13 protein-coding genes are annotated in these 17,021 nt (G+C 69.1%); 6 read left to right on the forward strand and 7 right to left on the reverse strand.

Annotated features, from left to right (window positions below; translation table 11 throughout):
* Positions 1–57: 57 nt before the first annotated feature.
* The gene (locus AC5JLE_RS18770; protein WP_032958433.1) at positions 58–660 is read right to left on the reverse strand and encodes a glutathione S-transferase family protein; all 603 of its coding nucleotides are present in this window, start codon (positions 658–660) and stop codon (positions 58–60) included.
* A 55-nt stretch (positions 661–715) separates the two neighbouring features.
* Between AC5JLE_RS18770 and AC5JLE_RS18775 the strand changes: the two genes are divergently transcribed.
* The 3 genes from AC5JLE_RS18775 to AC5JLE_RS18785 all read left to right on the forward strand — a co-directional run bounded on the left by AC5JLE_RS18775 (position 716) and on the right by AC5JLE_RS18785 (position 3,407).
* Positions 716–2,284 (forward strand): DNA recombination protein RmuC, encoded by a 1,569-nt coding sequence (locus AC5JLE_RS18775; RefSeq protein ID WP_014648940.1) that lies wholly within the window; start codon positions 716–718, stop codon positions 2,282–2,284.
* A 61-nt stretch (positions 2,285–2,345) separates the two neighbouring features.
* Entirely contained in the window at positions 2,346–2,735 is a 390-nt protein-coding gene (locus AC5JLE_RS18780) for a hypothetical protein (RefSeq protein ID WP_241884712.1), read from the forward strand.
* 126 nt (positions 2,736–2,861) lie between these two features.
* Positions 2,862–3,407: a glutathione peroxidase gene (locus tag AC5JLE_RS18785; RefSeq protein ID WP_014648938.1), complete on the forward strand. Its 546-nt coding sequence runs from the start codon at positions 2,862–2,864 to the stop codon at positions 3,405–3,407.
* Between the two features lie 84 nt (positions 3,408–3,491).
* Here the strand turns inward: AC5JLE_RS18785 and AC5JLE_RS18790 are convergent, their stop codons facing one another.
* From AC5JLE_RS18790 to AC5JLE_RS18815, 6 genes are read right to left on the reverse strand one after another with little or no spacing between them, the layout of a single operon-like run.
* Complete coding sequence (locus AC5JLE_RS18790; RefSeq protein WP_241884713.1) at positions 3,492–4,502, reverse strand: MlaA family lipoprotein; 1,011 nt, start codon at positions 4,500–4,502, stop codon at positions 3,492–3,494.
* A 1-nt stretch (position 4,503) separates the two neighbouring features.
* Positions 4,504–4,815, reverse strand: a complete 312-nt coding sequence (locus AC5JLE_RS18795) for an STAS domain-containing protein (protein ID WP_014648936.1) — start codon at positions 4,813–4,815, stop codon at positions 4,504–4,506.
* Positions 4,805–5,485: an MlaC/ttg2D family ABC transporter substrate-binding protein gene (locus AC5JLE_RS18800; RefSeq protein ID WP_423172669.1), complete on the reverse strand. Its 681-nt coding sequence runs from the start codon at positions 5,483–5,485 to the stop codon at positions 4,805–4,807. Before AC5JLE_RS18800 ends, AC5JLE_RS18795 begins: the two co-directional genes overlap by 11 nt.
* The gene (gene mlaD / locus AC5JLE_RS18805) at positions 5,482–6,006 is read right to left on the reverse strand and encodes an outer membrane lipid asymmetry maintenance protein MlaD (RefSeq protein WP_014039020.1); all 525 of its coding nucleotides are present in this window, start codon (positions 6,004–6,006) and stop codon (positions 5,482–5,484) included. Before mlaD ends, AC5JLE_RS18800 begins: the two co-directional genes overlap by 4 nt.
* A 59-nt stretch (positions 6,007–6,065) precedes the next feature.
* Positions 6,066–6,815, reverse strand: coding sequence for an MlaE family lipid ABC transporter permease subunit (locus AC5JLE_RS18810; protein ID WP_005414955.1), 750 nt, complete (start codon positions 6,813–6,815; stop codon positions 6,066–6,068).
* Entirely contained in the window at positions 6,815–7,603 is a 789-nt protein-coding gene (locus AC5JLE_RS18815) for an ABC transporter ATP-binding protein (protein ID WP_483286870.1), read from the reverse strand. The genes AC5JLE_RS18810 and AC5JLE_RS18815 overlap by 1 nt, the downstream gene beginning before the upstream one ends.
* A 189-nt stretch (positions 7,604–7,792) precedes the next feature.
* On the opposite strand from AC5JLE_RS18815, the gene recC reads away from it, so the two are divergent.
* The 3 genes from recC to recD are packed head-to-tail and all read left to right on the forward strand — an operon-like array spanning position 7,793 to position 16,688.
* Positions 7,793–11,137 (forward strand): exodeoxyribonuclease V subunit gamma, encoded by a 3,345-nt coding sequence (gene recC / locus AC5JLE_RS18820; RefSeq protein ID WP_041863987.1) that lies wholly within the window; start codon positions 7,793–7,795, stop codon positions 11,135–11,137.
* Positions 11,134–14,811, forward strand: a complete 3,678-nt coding sequence (gene recB / locus AC5JLE_RS18825; RefSeq protein ID WP_496065541.1) for an exodeoxyribonuclease V subunit beta — start codon at positions 11,134–11,136, stop codon at positions 14,809–14,811. Before recC ends, recB begins: the two co-directional genes overlap by 4 nt.
* Positions 14,808–16,688, forward strand: a complete 1,881-nt coding sequence (gene recD / locus AC5JLE_RS18830) for an exodeoxyribonuclease V subunit alpha (RefSeq protein ID WP_164110133.1) — start codon at positions 14,808–14,810, stop codon at positions 16,686–16,688. The genes recB and recD overlap by 4 nt, the downstream gene beginning before the upstream one ends.
* Positions 16,689–17,021: the final 333 nt, after the last annotated feature.

Raw genomic sequence — 17,021 nt, forward strand, 5'->3', positions numbered from 1 at the left:
TTCCCGCACCCTTGGGGTCAGATCCCTTTGCCCCGGGAAAGGGATCCGACCCCTGCCTCAGGCCACGCCGTTGTCGACGTGTTCGGCGAAACCGGGCTGCTGGCGCAGGCGCTCGAACCAGGCGCCCACGTGTGCCAGCGCCGGCTTGTGGCCCGGTGTGCTGCGCCAGCGCTGGGTCGACAGCCCGAGCACGATGTCGGCGAGGGTGAAGGTGTTGCCAGCGGCGTAGCCGCCAGCGGCCAACTGGGCATCAAGCACGCCCATCAAGCCGTTCCACTGGACCAGGCTGGCCTCGGCGCGGGCATCGTCCGGGTAGTCCGGATGCTGGCGCACGCGTGCCATGAACACGTGCCGCCAGGCACTGTTGAGGTCGCTGGCCTGCCAGTCCATCCATTGTTCGACCCGCGCACGATCCTGTGCCGCGCGGGGCAGCAGGTCATCACGGCCAGCGCGTACGGCCAGGTAGCGGCAGATGCTGTTGGATTCCCACAGCACGAAGCCGCCATCGCGCAGCACCGGCACCTGCCGGTTCGGGTTCAGTGTGGCCAGCAGGTCCGTCGGCGGCGCTGGCTCGTGGTGAAGTGGCAGGTCGAGGCCGGCGCACAGCCAGAGCACCTTGCGCACGTTGATGGAGGTGGGTTTTCCGTACAGAGCGAGCATGGGGGCTTCCGGGGCAGACCGACCCAGCCTAGCGCAGCGGGGCTAAACTGATCGCATGAATATCGAAGTCCTCATGATCCTGGCAGTGGTCCTGCTGCTGGCGACCCTGGTCGCGCTGGTGCTGCTGTGGCGTCGCAGTGCTGGCGGTGCACCCTCCGACGAACTGCAGCGGCTGCTGGACAGCGAACGCGAACAGCATCGCCTCGCCCTGGTCGATGCCGGCCAGCTGCGCGGCCGCCTCGATGCGCTGAGCGCTGAACTGGAGAACGAACGGAGCCGCAGCCAGCAGCACGCACAGGCCGTCACTACGCTGACCGCCCGGGTGGAGCGCGAAGCAGCGCTGTCGGCCAGTCGCGAAGCACAGCTGGCCGAACGTGAAGCGGCCCTGGCGCAGGCGCGCGCTGCCGTTGCGGAGACCAGCAGCGAGCTGCAGCAGGCGCAGCAGCGCTACCAGCAGTTGCACGGTGAACATGCCCGCGCGGTGGCCAATCTGCAGCACTCCGAACGGGCCAGTGCCGAACTGCGCAGCTATCTTGATACCGCCAAGGAAAAGCTGTCGGGCGCCTTCGCCGAACTGGCGGGCAAGGTGTTCGACGAACGCGGACAGCAGTTCGAGAAGAACGTGCGGCAGGCGACAGTGCAGTCACGCGCGGACATCGAGGGGCTGCTCAAGCCGTTCGCCGACAAGCTGGGCGATTTCCGCACCCGCGTCGATACGCTGTATGGCGAGGAAGCGCGGCAACGCGCCAGCCTGCTGGGTGCGGTGGGCGAACTGAAGACGCTCAACCAGGACATGGCGGCGCAGGCATCGGCGCTGACGAATGCGCTGAAGGGCAATGCCAAGGTCCGCGGCGACTGGGGCGAGCTGATGCTCGACAACGTGCTGCGCGGATCGGGGCTGGAAGAGGGCGTGCACTACCAGCGGCAGAAGCATGCCGTGGATGACGAAGGTGCGCGCCTGCGACCGGACGTGGTGGTGCAGTTCCCCGACGAACGCAGCGTGGTGATCGACAGCAAGGTGAACCTGATCGCCTGGCAGGAAGCCATGAATGCCACTACCCCGGAGCAGTCGGAAGACGCGTTGCGCAGGCACGCGGTTGCGCTGCGCCAGCACGTTAAGGACCTGGGCGAGAAGAATTATCCGAAGGCGTTGGGCAGCGAGACGCTGGACATCACCATCGCCTTCGTTCCCATCGAGGGTGCCTTGTCAGCCGCACTGGGCGCCGATGGCAGCCTGCAGGCGTTCGCCTTCGACAACCGCGTGGTGTTCGCCTCGCCCAACACCCTGATGGCGCTGCTGCGCGTGGCCGAGCGCCTGTGGACGCGCGACAAGGTGCAGAAGCAGGCGTTGAAGATCAGCGAGGCCGGCGGTCTGGTGCTGGACGCCCTGACCGGGTTCCTGCAGGACTTCACCGCCATGGGCAAGAAGCTGGACGATGCCGGCAAGGCCTACGCCGATGCGCGCAATCGCCTGATCGATTCGCCGCAGTCGGCCATCAGCCGCGCCCGTCGGCTTGCCGAACTGGGCAGCAAGGCCAAGCGCGCGCTGCCCCCGGAGCTGACCCCGGACCCGATGCAGCAGCTGGGCGCGCCGGAGGACGACGAGGACGGCAATGCGGGTTGACACGTCCCGTGCACCTGCGCCTGGCTATGCTGGGCACCCTGAGTCCGTGGCGGGTATCGACATGCGCATGCGCTCCTGTGCCGTTCTTGTCCTGGCTGCGTTGCTGGCTGCGTGCAGCAGCACGCCCCCGGTCGCCGACACGACTACGGCCGCTCCTGCGCCGGAAGCCAGCGAGGCCTACCGCGAAGCACGTGACGTCGACTGCCAGGCCGCTGGCGGCACGCTGCAGCGGCTCGGCCGCCTGCAGCGCGAGCAGTGCGTGATTCCCTATGCGGACGCCGGCAAGGCCTGCAGCCGCAAGAGCGACTGCACGGGCCAGTGCCTGGCCGGAGCCGAGGTGGCCGCCGGCAGTGCCGCCACCGGTACCTGCCAGCGTGATGTGCGCCAGAACTTCGGGTGCCGCCAGCGCATCGATGATGGCAAGGCGCAGGGCACGATCTGCGTGGACTGAATCCTGCCTGTAGAGCCGAGCCCACGCTCGGCTGCCATACCATCAGCCGAGCATGGGCTCGGCTCTACAACAGCGCGCGCGGCGCTATGCTGGTGGGCCATTCCCCGCCGTAGCCGGAGCCCCCGCGTGAGCACCCCGATCCAGGACATTCCCCTCACCACCATCGACGGCCAGCCGTCCTCGCTTGCCGACTACCAGGGCAAGGTGCTGCTGCTGGTCAACGTCGCCTCCAAGTGCGGCCTGACCCCGCAGTACGAAGGCCTGCAGGCGCTGTATGCGGAAAAGCACGCGCAGGGCCTGGAAGTGCTGGGCTTCCCCGCCAACAACTTCCTTGGCCAGGAGCCGGGCAGCGAGGCCGAGATCCAGCAGTTCTGCCAGCTCACCTACGATGTCAGTTTCCCGATGTTCTCCAAGATCAGCGTGGCTGGCGAGGACACCCACCCGCTGTACCAGCAGCTGACCGCCGCGCAGCCGCAGTCGATCGGCGAAGGCCCGCTGCGTGAGCGCCTGGCCAGCAAGGAGATCCCGATCCATCCGGCACCGGCGGTGCTGTGGAACTTCGAGAAGTTCCTGGTCGGCCGTGATGGCAAGGTCGTCGCACGCTTTGCCCCGGACGTGGCCGCCGATGACGCGCGCCTGCGCGAGGCCATCGAGGCCGCGCTGGCGGCCTGAGCACGGCGTGCCAACCAGGGTTGGCACCCACCGGAAAAGAAAAACCCCGCCGAGGCGGGGTTTTTCATGCACCGTCGCACGGCCTCAGTGGGTCCACTGCGGCATCGGCATCGCATCGACCGGGATCGGCGAATTGGCATCGTCATGGCCGCGGTCGCGCTTGCTGCGCAGATCGTTCTCGATCTGGTAGTTGCGGCGCTGCATCCAGGCATCGCGGACCAGGGCGTACTCGTCCACTGCGGTGTCGCGCAGATCGTCGATCGCCAGCAGCTGTGCGCGGGTGTCGACCAGCTGCAGGCCCTGCAGGCCGATGCGGATCTTGTCTTCCTCGACGCGCCGGATCGGCGACAACGGGATGTCACCCGCCAGGCCGAACACGTCGCGTACGGTACGCGGGCCGAAGAACGGCAGTTCCACGTAGCGCGAACGACGCCAGCCCCAGGCACCCAGGGTCTGGCCGAAGTCTTCATTGCGACGCGGCACCATCGCCTTGCTGGCTGGATCGAACAGGCCACCGATGCCCAGCGTGCTGTTCATCAGGAAGCGGCCGAGGCTGTCCCACGCATCGGCACCACGGCCCTGCAGCAGCTGGTTGGTGATGGTCACCGGCGCACGCAGGTTGCTGAAGAAGTTGCTGACGCCGGTGCGCGCGAAACGCGGCACCACATGGGTATAGGCGGTGGCCAGCGGGCGCGCCACGCCGCGGTCGACCGCATTGTTGAAGGTGTGCACCTTGCGGTTGAACGGTTCCCACGGATCGTAGGCCGCCGCGTTGCCGGTGTTGCCGATACCACCATAGAGGGCGTCGAAATCATCGTCGCCGGCGGCGGCGGTGGACGCTGCGGCCTTCGGTGGGCTGGCCTCTATGCCCTGCGGCGCAGCCGTCGGCGCTGAAGCGGTGGGCGCGGCAGGGTTGGCCACGGAGGCGACCGGAGCAGCGTCGACCCCGCCGGTATCGGCCGTTGCGGCCGGAGCAGCAGGGCCGGGCGCAACCACGGTGCTGGCGACCGGTGCATCGCTGCGCGCGGGCTTGCCGGCACAGGCGGTCAGGGCGGTGGCCAGGAGGATCAGGGGGAAAGTGCGTACGACGTTCATGTCAGCTCGCAGCAGAAGTAGCGTTGAAATCCAGGTCGGGCGACAGCCGGTAGGCTGCGCTCAGCTCGTTGAAGCCGGCGGGCGCGCCGGAGATGGCCAGCGCATGGCCCGCCTTGCGTGCACGGGCCGCCAGCTCGGCCAGCAGCGCCAGGCCGGCGCTGTCCACGCGCTCGACCTCACCCAGCTCCAGCCGCGCCAGCTTGGCCGGCAGGGCCTGAAGCTGCGGCCACAGTGCGATCACCGCGGCACGGTCAAGCACCCCGCGCAGGCGCAGGGTGTCGCCTTCCAGCAGCGCAAGTGCGTTACTTGCCATTGCCGGCGGGCCCGGCCTGCATGCTGCCGCTGTGCAGCTCGCTGGCCACCTGCTTGATGCCCTTCTGGCGCAGCGGGGTATCGAACTGGTTGCGGAAGGTCTGCACGTAGGAGATGCCTTCGATGTTGACGTCGAAGATCTTCCACTGACCGTTCACGTTGCGCATCCAGTATTCGACCGGGGTCGGTTCATTGCCGGCGCGCACCAGTTCGGTGCTCACGCGCACGCCACGGTTGCCCGGCAGCGGGCTTTCACCCTTCAGGCGGAAGCTCGGCTTGCCCTGGATGTTGAGCAGGGTCGAACCGTAGCGCTGCATCAGGCTGTCGGCCATGGCATCGGCGAACAGCTTGATGTCGGCATCCGAGGCGCCGCGGGCGTGCGGGCCCAGCACCAGGCGCGCGGCATAGTCGCGATCGAAGGTGCGGTTCAGTTCGCTGTCGATGTAGCTGCGCAGGCTGGCCGGGTTGCTGCTGAACTCGCTGCGGCGCTGCTGCAGGGTGGTGAGGATGCGCGTGCTGGCATCGATCACCACCTTGCCGGCCTGGCCCTGCGCCGCGGCAGCGGCGGGGGCGGGAGCGGTGGCCTGGGCCTGGGCCTGGGCCTGGGCGAGGAATGGAGTAGCCGCCAGCAGCGCCGAGGCGAGCAGGGCCGGGATCAGTTTCATCTTCATGGTTGCGGTTCCGTTGCAGGCGCCTGCGCGCCATCGTTGGGCTTCTGGCCTGCGCCACCACCGGCGCCGCCACTGAACATGTACTTGCCGACCAGCTGGATCAGGTCCACCGCCGGCTGGGTGAAGACGATCTCGTCACCGGCCTTGAGCACGTCCGGGTCACCGCCCGGCTGCAGACCGATATAGCTCTCGCCGAGCAAACCACTGGTGAAGATGCCGGCCGAGGTGTCCGCCGGCAGGTCCTTGACCTTGCTGTCCATGCGCAGGGTCACGATGGATTCGAACTTCACCGGATCCAGGTCGATCGAGGCGACCTGGCCGACGGTGACGCCGCCGATCTTCACCGGCGCCTGCTTGCGCAGCTGGCCGACCTGGGAGAAACGCGCCTTCAGCTCGTAGCCCTGGCTGCCCCAGCTCCAGCGCTGGTTGGTCGAGGCCACGGCCAGCACCATCAGCGAGGCCAGGGCCAGCAGCAGGAAGGCGCCGACGGAGAATTCGAGTCTGGGACCGCGGATGGCCATGTGGATTACCTGATCGAGTCGTGGTGGCCGCGCGCGCCTGCGCACCGCCGGTGGAGGGGTTAGGTGAACAACATTGCCGACAGCACGAAGTTGAACATCAGTACCAGCAGCGAGGCGTTGACCACCGCACGGGTGGTCGCCACCGAGGTGCCCTCGATGGTCGGCTCGGCGTGGAAACCAACGTAGGCGGCGACCAGCGCGGCGGTGCCGCCGAAGATCGCCGACTTCAGCATCGCCACGCCGAAGTCATCCCAGAAATCGACGCTGTTGCGCAGCGCCGACCAGAACACGCCATTGTCCAGGCCCAGCACGTGTACCGCTTCGAAGTAGCTGGCACTGATCGCCAGCGAACAGAAGATGCCGGTCAGCAGGGGCACGGTCAGCACCGCCGCCCAGAAGCGCGGCGCCACGGCCTTGGCCACCGGGTCGATCGCCATCAGCTCCAGTGCCTTGATCTGGTCGGTGGCGCGCATCAGGCCCAGTTCGGCGGCGATCGAGCTGCCGGCGCGGCCGATGAACAGCAGCGCGGTCAGCACCGGTGCCAGTTCGCGGTACAGCGACAGGCCGAGCAGGGTCGACAGCGCGTCGGCCGCACCGAAGGTGGTCAGCGTGCGGTAGCCCTGCAGGGTCAGCACCAGGCCGACGAAGGCGCCACCGACGGCGATGATCGGCAGCGAGCGCGCGCCGATCTTGTAGATCTCGCGGGTCAGTTCGGCCAGGAAATCACGGGTTGGCAGCGAACCACGCAGCACGGTCAGCGAGAACAGGCCGGCGCGGCCGAGCGAGCGGGTGGCTTGGACGAACGGCATCAGGCGACCCTCGCGCGCGGTGCGGCATCGAACGGGATGGGGCCGTCAGGCTGGCCGTGCAGGAACTGCCGCAGCAACGGGTCCTGGCTGGACTGCAGCGCGTCGGGCGTGCCCTGGAACACGATGCCGCCATTGGCGATGGCGATCACCTGGTCGCAGATCGGCAGGGTCTCGTGCACGTGGTGGCTGACGATGATGCTGGTCAGGCCCAGGCTGTGGTTGAGGCGCTGGATCAGGCTCATGATCACGCCAGAGGCGATCGGGTCCAGCCCGGTCAGTGGCTCGTCGTAGATCATCAGCGGCGGGTCCAGCGCCAGCGCACGGGCCAGCGCGACGCGGCGCGCCATGCCACCGGACAGCTCGCGCGGCCAGGCATCGGCAGCGGCCAGCAGGCCCACCGCATGCAGCTTCATTTCCACAAGGCGGCGCAGCACGGCGGTCGGCAGGCGGGTATGCGTGCGCAGCGGCAGCGCGACGTTTTCGGCCACAGTGAGGTCGGTCAGCAGGCCGTTGCCCTGCAGCAGTACCCCCACACTCTTGCGCATTTCCAGCAGCGCGCCGCTGTCCTGCGGAATCGGCTTGCCGAACAGGGTGACCTCGCCAGCCACCGGGCGCAGTTCGCCGGTCAGTGCCGCCAGCAGGGTCGACTTGCCGCTGCCGGACGGACCCAGCACGGCCGTGATGCTGCCCTTGGGCACCTGCAGCGACACGTCGCGCAGGATCGTGCGCCCGCTCCGGTCGATGCGGACGTTGGATAACTGCACCAGACTGGAGGTGGAAGCCGACATGGGCACCATTAACGTTTTTTAGACATCGAAGGATCGGGCCCGTCGGCTGAACATAAGCAGACTGGACGGTCCAGTATTGTGGCACGGCAAGACCCTTGCCAGGCCGGGATAATCGGCCGGCAGCCCGGAACAATCCGTACCGGCGATGGACCGGCCATTGAATACTGCCTGCCGTGCTGCACACTGTGCATGATGAGTGACCCGGGCAGCGATTTCCGCCTCTACCATTCCAACTCCCTGGACGTGCTGGCCGCGCTGCTGGCGCGCAACGTGCGTGCGCCGGTTGCGGGTCAGCCGCTGCTGGCGCCGGAGGTGGTGCTGATTCCGCAGGTGGCGATGCGGCGTTGGCTGCAAGCAACACTCGCTGCCGAATATGGCGTGGCCGCCAATCTTGAGTTCCTGACCCCGGGCGAGTTCGTTGCCCGTGCACTCAACGCAAATGTGCCCGGCGAACGCGACGACCTGGACGCGGCCGGCCTGCACTGGAAGGTGTACCAGGCACTGCGCGACCCGGCGTTGCTGGCGCAGCCACCGATGCGCGCGCTGCAGTCCTATCTTGCCGGTAGCGATGCATTGAAGCCGTGGGCGTTGGCCGGTGAACTGGCGTCGGTGTTCGAGAAGTACCAGGCCTGGCGCCGCGACTGGCTGCTGCGCTGGGAGGCCGGCGCCGACCCGGCCGACCCGCAGGCCATCCTCTGGCGCAGCATCGCCGCTGGCCACGACTACCGCGCGCGCCGCATCCAGGCTTACCTGGACCGCTTCGAGGGCGCCGGCCAGCCGTTGCCGCAGGGCCTGCCACCACGCATGTCCGCGTTCGCGACGCTCAACATCTCGCCCGATGTGCTGCGGGTGATGGCCACCCAGGCGCGGGTGGGCGAGCTGCACTTCTATATGCCCACGCCGGTGCAGTCGTACTGGGGTGACCTGCAGACGCTGGCCGAGCGCCTGCGCAGCGGCGCGCCCGATCCCTTCGGTGAAGCGGCCGGTGAGAACCGCCTGCTGGAAGCCTGGGGCGCGGCCGGGCGCGATTTCATGGCGGTGCTGGGCAGCTACGAGGTGGTGCACCCGGCCGGCGAGATTGCCGCGTATTCGGATCCGGAGGACGACACCCGGCCGACGCTGGCCGAAGGTGGACTGTCCGACAGCCTGCTGCATCGCCTGCAGCGCGATCTGTTCCACCGCCGTGCGCTGCCCTCGGGCGAGCTGCGCGACGGGCTGCGCAGCGACGATCCCAGCCTGCAGGTGCATGCCTGCCATACCCGCCTGCGCGAACTGCAGGTGCTGCACGACCAGCTGCGCAGCCTGCTGCAGGACCCGCGCTTCGACCCGCCGCTGCAGGCGCGGGAGATCGCCGTGCTTGCACCGGACATCGACCCCTATGTGCCGTATCTGGAAGCAGTGTTCGGCGGCCGTGGGGGCGAGGACGAGCACATTCCCTATGCGCTGGCCGACAGCAGTCCGCTCGCCGGCGAGCCACTGGCCGACGTGTTCGTGCACCTGCTGGGCCTGCCGGTCTCGCGTTTCGGCCTGAACGAAGTGCTGGACCTGCTGGCCAGCGCGCCGCTGGCCGAAGCGGCCGGGCTGGAGGCGGTGGACTTTGATCGCCTGCATGGCTGGCTGCAGCAGGCTGGCGCGCGCTGGGGCCTGGATGCGAAGCACCGCAACCAGCACCAGGCCCCGGCCGACGACGCCTACACCTGGCAGTTCGCGCTGGATCGCCTGGTGCTCGGTCATGCCACCGGCAGCGAGGCCGACCTGGCCGGTGTTGCCCCGTGGATCGAGCTGGAGGGCGGCGCATTGGACGCCCTGGACCGGCTGCTGCGCCTGTTGCGCGTGTTGGCGGTCTACCAGCGCCGCCTCGGCGAACTGCTGACGCCGGCGCAGTGGCGGCAACGCCTGCTGTCGCTGCTGGACGCGCTGCTGCCGACTGCGCCCAGTTCGCCCAACAGCCAGCGTGCCCTGGAGCGCCTGCGCAAGCTGCTCAACCAGTTCGCCGATGATGCCGCCAAGGCCGGCTTCACGGACGGGGTGCCGCCGGAGGTCGTGCGCGCGCACTTCGCCGGAGCACTGGGCGAGGCCGATACGCGCGCGCCGCTGCTGACCGGTGGCATCAGCTTTGGCCGCATGGTGCCGATGCGCCTGCTGCCGTTCCGGGTGATCTGCGTGCTCGGTCTCAATGATGGCGATTTCCCGCGCCGTGACCCGGCTGCCGGTCTCAACCAGCTTACTGCCGAGCTGGACACGCCGCGCCGCCGGCCCGGCGACCGCTCCACCCGCGAAGACGACCGCTTCCTGTTCCTGCAGCTGTTCGCCGCCGCGCAGGAGGTGTTCTACCTGAGCTACCTCGGTGCCGATCCGCGCGATGGCAGCGCGCGTGAGCCGTCGGTGCTGGTCAGTGAACTGATCGATGCCGCCGCTGCGTATCACCTCGATCCGCCTGCGGCGGTCCGCGACTTCACCGTGCGCCACGCACTGCAGCCGTTCTCTCCGGCGGCGTTCGGTGACGGTGATCCACGCCGCTTCAGCTATCGCCGCCAATGGCATCCGGCCGCCGGTCGCCTCACCGGCGCGCGCGGAGGCCTGCAGCCGTGGTTCGATGCCGCGTTGCCGCCGCTCGACGATGCGGTGGAAGACGACGTTGCACTCGATACCCTGCGCCGCTTCCTGTGCGATCCGGCCGGGCAGTTCCTGGCGCAGTCGCTGGGCCTGCGCCTGGCCGACGATGTCGAGGAGGTCGATGACCTGGAACCGCTGGTGCTGTCCTCGCGCGGGCCGGAAAAGCGCAGCGTGCAGGCGGCGGTGGTACGCGCCACGCTCAGTGGCGATACCGAGCCGTTGTATCCGCGGCTGCGCGCGCGTGGCCTGCTGCCGTCGGGCCCCCTGGGTGAGCGCCAGTTCGAGGTGGAGCAGTTGAAGACCCGCCCGTATGCCAGTGCATTGCTGGGCTGGATGCGGGGCGAGCCGCTGGAAAGCCGCCGCTATGAAGTGGAGATCGATGGCGTGCGCCTGCATGGCCGTGTGGCCGATCGACACCCCGACGGGCTGGTGCGCCTGCGCGCTGGCACCCTCAATGGCACTGCGGTGATCCGCCAGGGCCTGGATTGGCTGCTGGCCAACGCTGCCGGCGATGCCCTGCCGCTGGTGCAGTTCCATGATGGCGGCGACGCCGGTCCCGGCCCGCATGTACTGCCGGCACTGAGCGCTCCTGCTGCACGCGCGGCATTGCGCGCATTGCTGCAGTTGCGCCAACGCGGACTGCGTGAACCGCTGCGCTTTGCCCCCTACACCGGCTGGGTGCTGTACAACGCGCCGGCCGAAAAGCAGCGCAGCGAAGGCTGGAAGCAGTGGCACGGCAGCGACCGCAGTTGGGGTGAATCCAGCAGCGACGCCTGGCAGCTGCTGCTGCGCGGTGCCGATCCATTTGCCACCGACGCCGGCTATGCCGATCTGCTGCGCAACAGCCAGGTGGTCTTCAGCGCGGTGCGCGAAGGCCGCACCCTTGGCGCCGATGCACGCCAGGAGGGCAGCACATGAGCACCGCCATCGTCGATGAGGACTCCCAGCGCATGGCGGGCGATCCCTATCTGGCCCTGCCGCTGGATGGTATCCGCCTGATCGAGGCCAGCGCCGGTACCGGCAAGACCTTCACCCTGGCCACGCTGTTCACCCGCCTGGTGGTGGAGCAGGGCCTGCGCATCGGCCAGATCCTGGCGGTGACCTTCACCGATGCCGCCACCCAGGAACTGCGCAAGCGCATCCGCGAGCGCCTGTCGCTGGCCGCGCGCCTGGTCGATCTGGAACCGGCCGAGGGCGAAGCACCGGACACGAGGCTGACCCGCCAGGTGCTGCAGCGCCATCTGCAGGGGGGGACCGAGAGCGCCGCCGCACTGAAGCGCCGCCTGCAGGTGGCCGCCGACGAAATCGACCTGGCGTCCATCTTCACCATTCATGGCTTCTGCACCCGGGTGCTGCGCGAGCACGCGCTGGAAAGCGGCCACACCTTCGATCCGCCGGAGCTGCTGGCCAGCGACCGTGAGTTGCTGGAAGAGCTGGCCGCCGACCTGTGGCGCGTGCATGCCAATGACCCGGCTACGTTGGAGCCGCTGACCTGGCTGTGGTCCAACCCGGACGCGCTGGCCGCCGATCTGCGCGCGCTGCTGGGCGCGCCACCGCTGCATCCGTTGCCGCGGCCGGTGGCGCTGGCCGATCCACAGCCGGCTTTGCAGGCCGCCGCCACCGAACTGCAGCAGGCGCTGCGCGGGCATGGCGAGCAGTTCTTCATCGACCTCTGCGATGCCGTCGACAACAAGTGGATCAACGGGGTGTCCTACAAGCTGGGTTGGCTGCACACGCTGGGCCGGCAGCTGCTGGCCTGGGCCGAGCGCGGCGACCCGCGCGAGCTGCTGGCCAGCGAGCGCCTGCCGGCACTGCTGCCGGAGGTGCTGGCCGACAAGACCAACAAGAAGTTCCCCGACCGCACGCCGTCGTCGCCAGTGCAGGTGCCGTTGGCGCGCTATGTCGCGCTGCTGGCCGAACGCGATGCCTGGCTGCGTGGTACCGCGCTGAATTTCCTGCACGCGCTTCGCGCCGAAGCCATGCAGCGCCTGCAGGCGCTGAAGCGCACGCGCCGGGTGCAGACCTATGACGATCTGATCGATGGCGTGGCACTGGCCCTGGAAGGCCCGCAGCGGCTGCCGCTGGTAAGGCAGCTGCGCGCGCAGTACCGCATCGCGCTGGTCGATGAGTTCCAGGACACCGATGATCGCCAGTGGAACATCTTCCACACCGTGTTCGGCAATTCGCCGGAGGTGCGCGAACTCGGCCTGGCACCGGCGCTGTTCCTGATCGGCGATCCCAAGCAGGCGATCTACGGGTTCCGCGGCGGCGACATCCACACCTACCTGAAGGCCAAGCAGGTGGCGCAGCAGGCGCCGGTGCTGGACCAGAACTTCCGCTCGCGACCGTCAGTGCTGCGCGCGTTGCAGGCGCTGTACGACAACGGGGGTGAGGACGCCTTCCTCGAGCGTGACATCCAGTTCGAGCCGGTGCGTCCCGGTGGCGTGCGCACCGATGAGGACTATCTGCACGACGGCCACGCCGCCAAGGCACTCACCCTGCGCGTGCTGCGCAGCGGGGGTGACAAGGCGATGAGTGCCGATGCCTCGCGTGAGGCAGCGACCCAGGCCTGCGTGGCTGCGATCCACCAGGCCCTGGTCGAGGCGCGTGCGGGCAAAGCGGTGTTGCGTGGGCGCCCGTTGCAGCCTGGTGATATCGCGGTGCTGGTGCGCTCGCATCGCGAGGCCACGCTGGTGCAGCGCGCGCTGGCTGCGGTTGGCATACCCGCAGTGGCGGCGGGCAAGCAGAGCCTGTTCGCCACCAGTGAGGCACGTGATCTGCGCGCGCTGCTGCTGGCGCTGCTGCAACCGGCAGACGAAGGCCGCCTGCGTGCAGCGCTGGCCACGGTGTTGCTGGGCCAGCGGGCCAGTGCGATCGCGGCGATGGAGCGCGAGGGCGACCTGCAGCGCGGGTTCCAGGCGCAGCTGCTGCACTGGCGCGAGCGCTGGCAGCGCGGTGGTCCGTTCGCGGTGATCGCCGATGTCTGTGCCGCGCACGGCGAACGCCTGCTGGCGCTGATCGACGGCGAGCGCCGCCTGACCAACTACCTGCAGCTGGGCGAACTGCTGCAGGAAGCCTCGGCGCAGGCGCTGGGCATGCATGGCCTGCTGGACTGGCTGCAGGGGCAGATGGCCAGCGCCGACCAGGATGACGAGCAGCAGTTGCTGCGCCTGGAATCGGATGCACGCCGCGTGCAGATCATCACCCTGCACAAGAGCAAGGGCCTGGAGTATCCGCTGGTGTTCCTGCCCTTCGTCGGCATCGACGGCGGCGCACCGAACACCGCCTCGCACTGCACCGTGCACGTCGATGGCCAGCGCCAGCTGCACTGGAAGCTGGACAGGGACGAGGCCTGGGAAGCGGCCAGCACACAGCGCGAGCGTGAGCAGCGGGCCGAGGATGCGCGCCTGCTGTATGTGGGACTGACCCGCGCCGAGCATGCGCTGTGGATCGCCGTGGGTGATCTGGCCGGGCTTGGCAAGACGCGCCTGGCGCCGCTGCTGGGTGACCTGCAGGCGCTGCGCGCGCACGCCGACGTGCACATCGATGACAGTGAGACAGTGGCCGCGCTGCCGCAGCTGGCGGCCGAAGTGGAAGGGGATCTTCCGGCAGTGCGTGCACTGACCCGGCGCGTGCCGCACGACTGGTGGGTATACAGCTTCACCCAGCTGGCGCATGCCGACGCGGGCGCTGGCAGTGATATTGAAGCCGCCGCCACCGAGCTGCCGGCGCCCGCCGCCGACGAACCCGCGGGCCCGGAACTGCCGCTGGAGCCCGCGCTGCCGGAACCCGCCGCCGTCGAAGACAGCCCGCCGGTCGACCCGCGCTTCATGGGCAGCCGCTTCGGCAACGTGCTGCACGAGGCGATGGAGAACGTCGACTTCGCTGCGTGGGGGGGCTGGCAGCCGGGCCTGGAAGCGCCCGAGGGCCAGGCCGAGGTGCTGCGCAAGGCGCTGCACGATGAAGGCTATGCCGACGTCGACCTGGACGATGGCGTGGCGGTGCTGGTGCCGTTGGTCGGCCACACGCTCACCGTGCCACTGCCCGAGGGCGGTGCGCTGCACAGCCTGGGCGAAGGCGAGCGGCGCGCGGAAATCGACTTCCATTTCGCCATCGAACCGACCACGGTACCGGCGCTGTTGCAGCTGCTGCATGCACATGGGGTTTCCAGTGCGCGTCGCGGCTTCGGCCAGCGCCGCCGCCTGGAAGGGCTGATGACCGGCATGATCGACCTGACCTACGTGCGCGACGGGCGCTGGTACGTGCTCGACTACAAATCCAACCGGCTGCCCGGCTACAGTCCGGACCTGCTGGCCATTGCCATGCGCCACAGCGAGTACGACTTGCAGGCGCTGATCTATACCGTGGCCCTGCATCGCTGGCTGCGCTTCCGTCTGGGCGCGGCCTACGATTACGAGCGCGACATGGGGGGCATCCGCTACCTGTTCTGCCGCGGCCTGGATGCTGCCGGCAACGGCGTGCATGTGGACCGCTTCCCGTTCGCGCTGGTGGATGCACTCGACGCACTGTTCGCAGGTGGCGAACAGGCCCAGGCCGAACTGGCCGCACGTGCCCGTGGGGCCAGCGCATGAGCCTGCTGAAGGAACTGCACCAGAAGGGCCTGCTGCGCACCCTCGATCACGCGTTGGCGACCAGCCTGCAGCGGTTGCGCGACGACACGCCGGACAGTGTGGCGCTGGCGGCCGCGCTCGCCTCGCTGGCGGTGTCGCAGGGCCACGCCGGGTTTGATCCGGCACAGCCGCAGCGGTTGCTGGACGGCGTGCCCGAGTGGCCTGCCGCGCAGGACTGGCTGGCGCAGCTGCGCGCATCGCCCTGGGTAGCGACGCCGGAGCAGGCCGATGCCATCGCCGAGGATGCGCCGCTGGTGCTGGAGAACGGCCTGCTCTACCTGCGCCGCTATCGCGAGTACGAGCGGCAGTTGGCGGCCGGGCTGCAGCGCATCGGCCGGCATCCACTGCCGGCACCGGACATGGCCGCGCTGGCACCGTTGTTCGCGCAGCTGTTCCCGCAGGCACTGGGCAGCGAGGATCACCAGGCACGCGCCGCCGGCGTGACCCTGCGCCATCCGCTGGCGCTGGTCACCGGCGGTCCCGGCACCGGCAAGACCACCACCATCGCGCGGCTGTTGCTGCTGCTGGCCGCACAGGCCCGGCACGCTGGCCAGCCGCTGCCCGAGGTGGCGCTGGCCGCGCCCACCGGGCGCGCCGCCGAACGCATGGCCGAGAGCCTGCGGCTGGCCGTGCAGCGCCTGCAGGAGCACGGCGTGGACCCGGCGCTGTGCGCGGCACTGCCCAGTTCCGGCACCACCCTGCATCGCCTGCTCGGCGTGATCCCGGATTCGCCGCGCTTCCGCCACCACGCCGACAATCCGCTGCCGGTGGACGTGGTGGTGGTCGACGAAGCCTCGATGATCGATCTGCCGATGATGGCCAAGCTGGTCGATGCGATCGCCAGCGGCACGCGGCTGATCCTGCTCGGCGACCCCGATCAGTTGCCCTCGGTCGAAGCCGGTGATGTGCTCAGCGCGATCCTGCGCGCCAGCGGTGATGGCATCGGCACCCGCGCCGATGATGCGCAGGCACTGCAGGGTCTGTTGGCACCGGCCACGTTGCAGCCCCAGGCCACGCCGCGCGCCTTCGCCGGCCGCCGCGTGCAGCTGCAACGTGGTTACCGGCAAAGCGATGCGCTGGACCTGGCACCACTGGCGCATGCCGTGCGCGAAGGCGACAGCAGCACCGCATTGCAGCTGCTGCGCGGTGGGTCGCTGGCAGGCGTGCATTTCCACGAAGGCGAGGCCGATCCATTGCGCGGCCAGCGCGAGCACCTGCTGGGCCACTGGCGTGCACTGGCCGACGCGGCCGATCCAGCGCTTGCCCTGCAGCAGGCCGGGCGCCTGCGCGTGCTGACCGCGCTGCGCGAAGGCCCGCAGGGTGCGCGCGGGCTCAACAGCCGCATCGAACAGCTGCTGGCCGGCAACACCCCGGGCTACTTCCAGGGCCGCCTGCTGCTGGTCACCGAGAACAGCTACCGGCACCGCCTGTTCAACGGCGATATCGGCATCTGCCTGCGCGATGGCAGTGGCGCGATGGTGGCCTGGTTCCCCGGCGACACCGTCGAGCAGCCGCGCGCCTTCCACCCGGCCGCACTGCCCGCGCACGAAAGCGCCTTTGCGATGACCGTGCACAAGGCACAGGGCTCGGAGTTCGATGAAGTGTGGTTGCAGCTGCCACGCCAGGACAGCCGTGTGCTGTCGCGCGAACTGGTCTACACCGGCCTGACCCGCGCCCGCCAAGTGCTGCATGTGGCGGGCAGCGCAGAGGTGCTGCAGGCCGCATTGAAACGCCACGCCAGCCGGTTGGGTGGCCTGGCCTGGCGGCTGGGTGCGGAAGCGGTGGCCGAAGCACCGGCGCGCCTCGAACAGCCCACGGTGCAGGGCCAGTTGTTCTGAATCGGGGTCGGATCCCGTTCCCACCGGGAACGGGATCCGACCCCTTCACCTGATCGCCAGGCAGAAGCAGTCGAGCATGGCTCGACTCTACAAAAGCGTACTTCGATCATTCCGACGTTCATCCACGCATGGCGTGGATCTACCGTGTCGATCAAGGTCGACGCCCACCAGAGCAGAACGCCGTGCCGACAGATCACAGGAAACTGTCGAAGGCGGGGTGGGGGGGGGGGGGGGGGGGGGGGGGGGGGGGGTGGGGGGGGCGCGCCCCCCCCCCCGGGGGGGGGGGGGGGCCCGCCCCCCCGCGCGCCCCACCCCCCCACCCGCCCCAACACC

This window comes from Stenotrophomonas sp. (assembly GCF_059505245.1).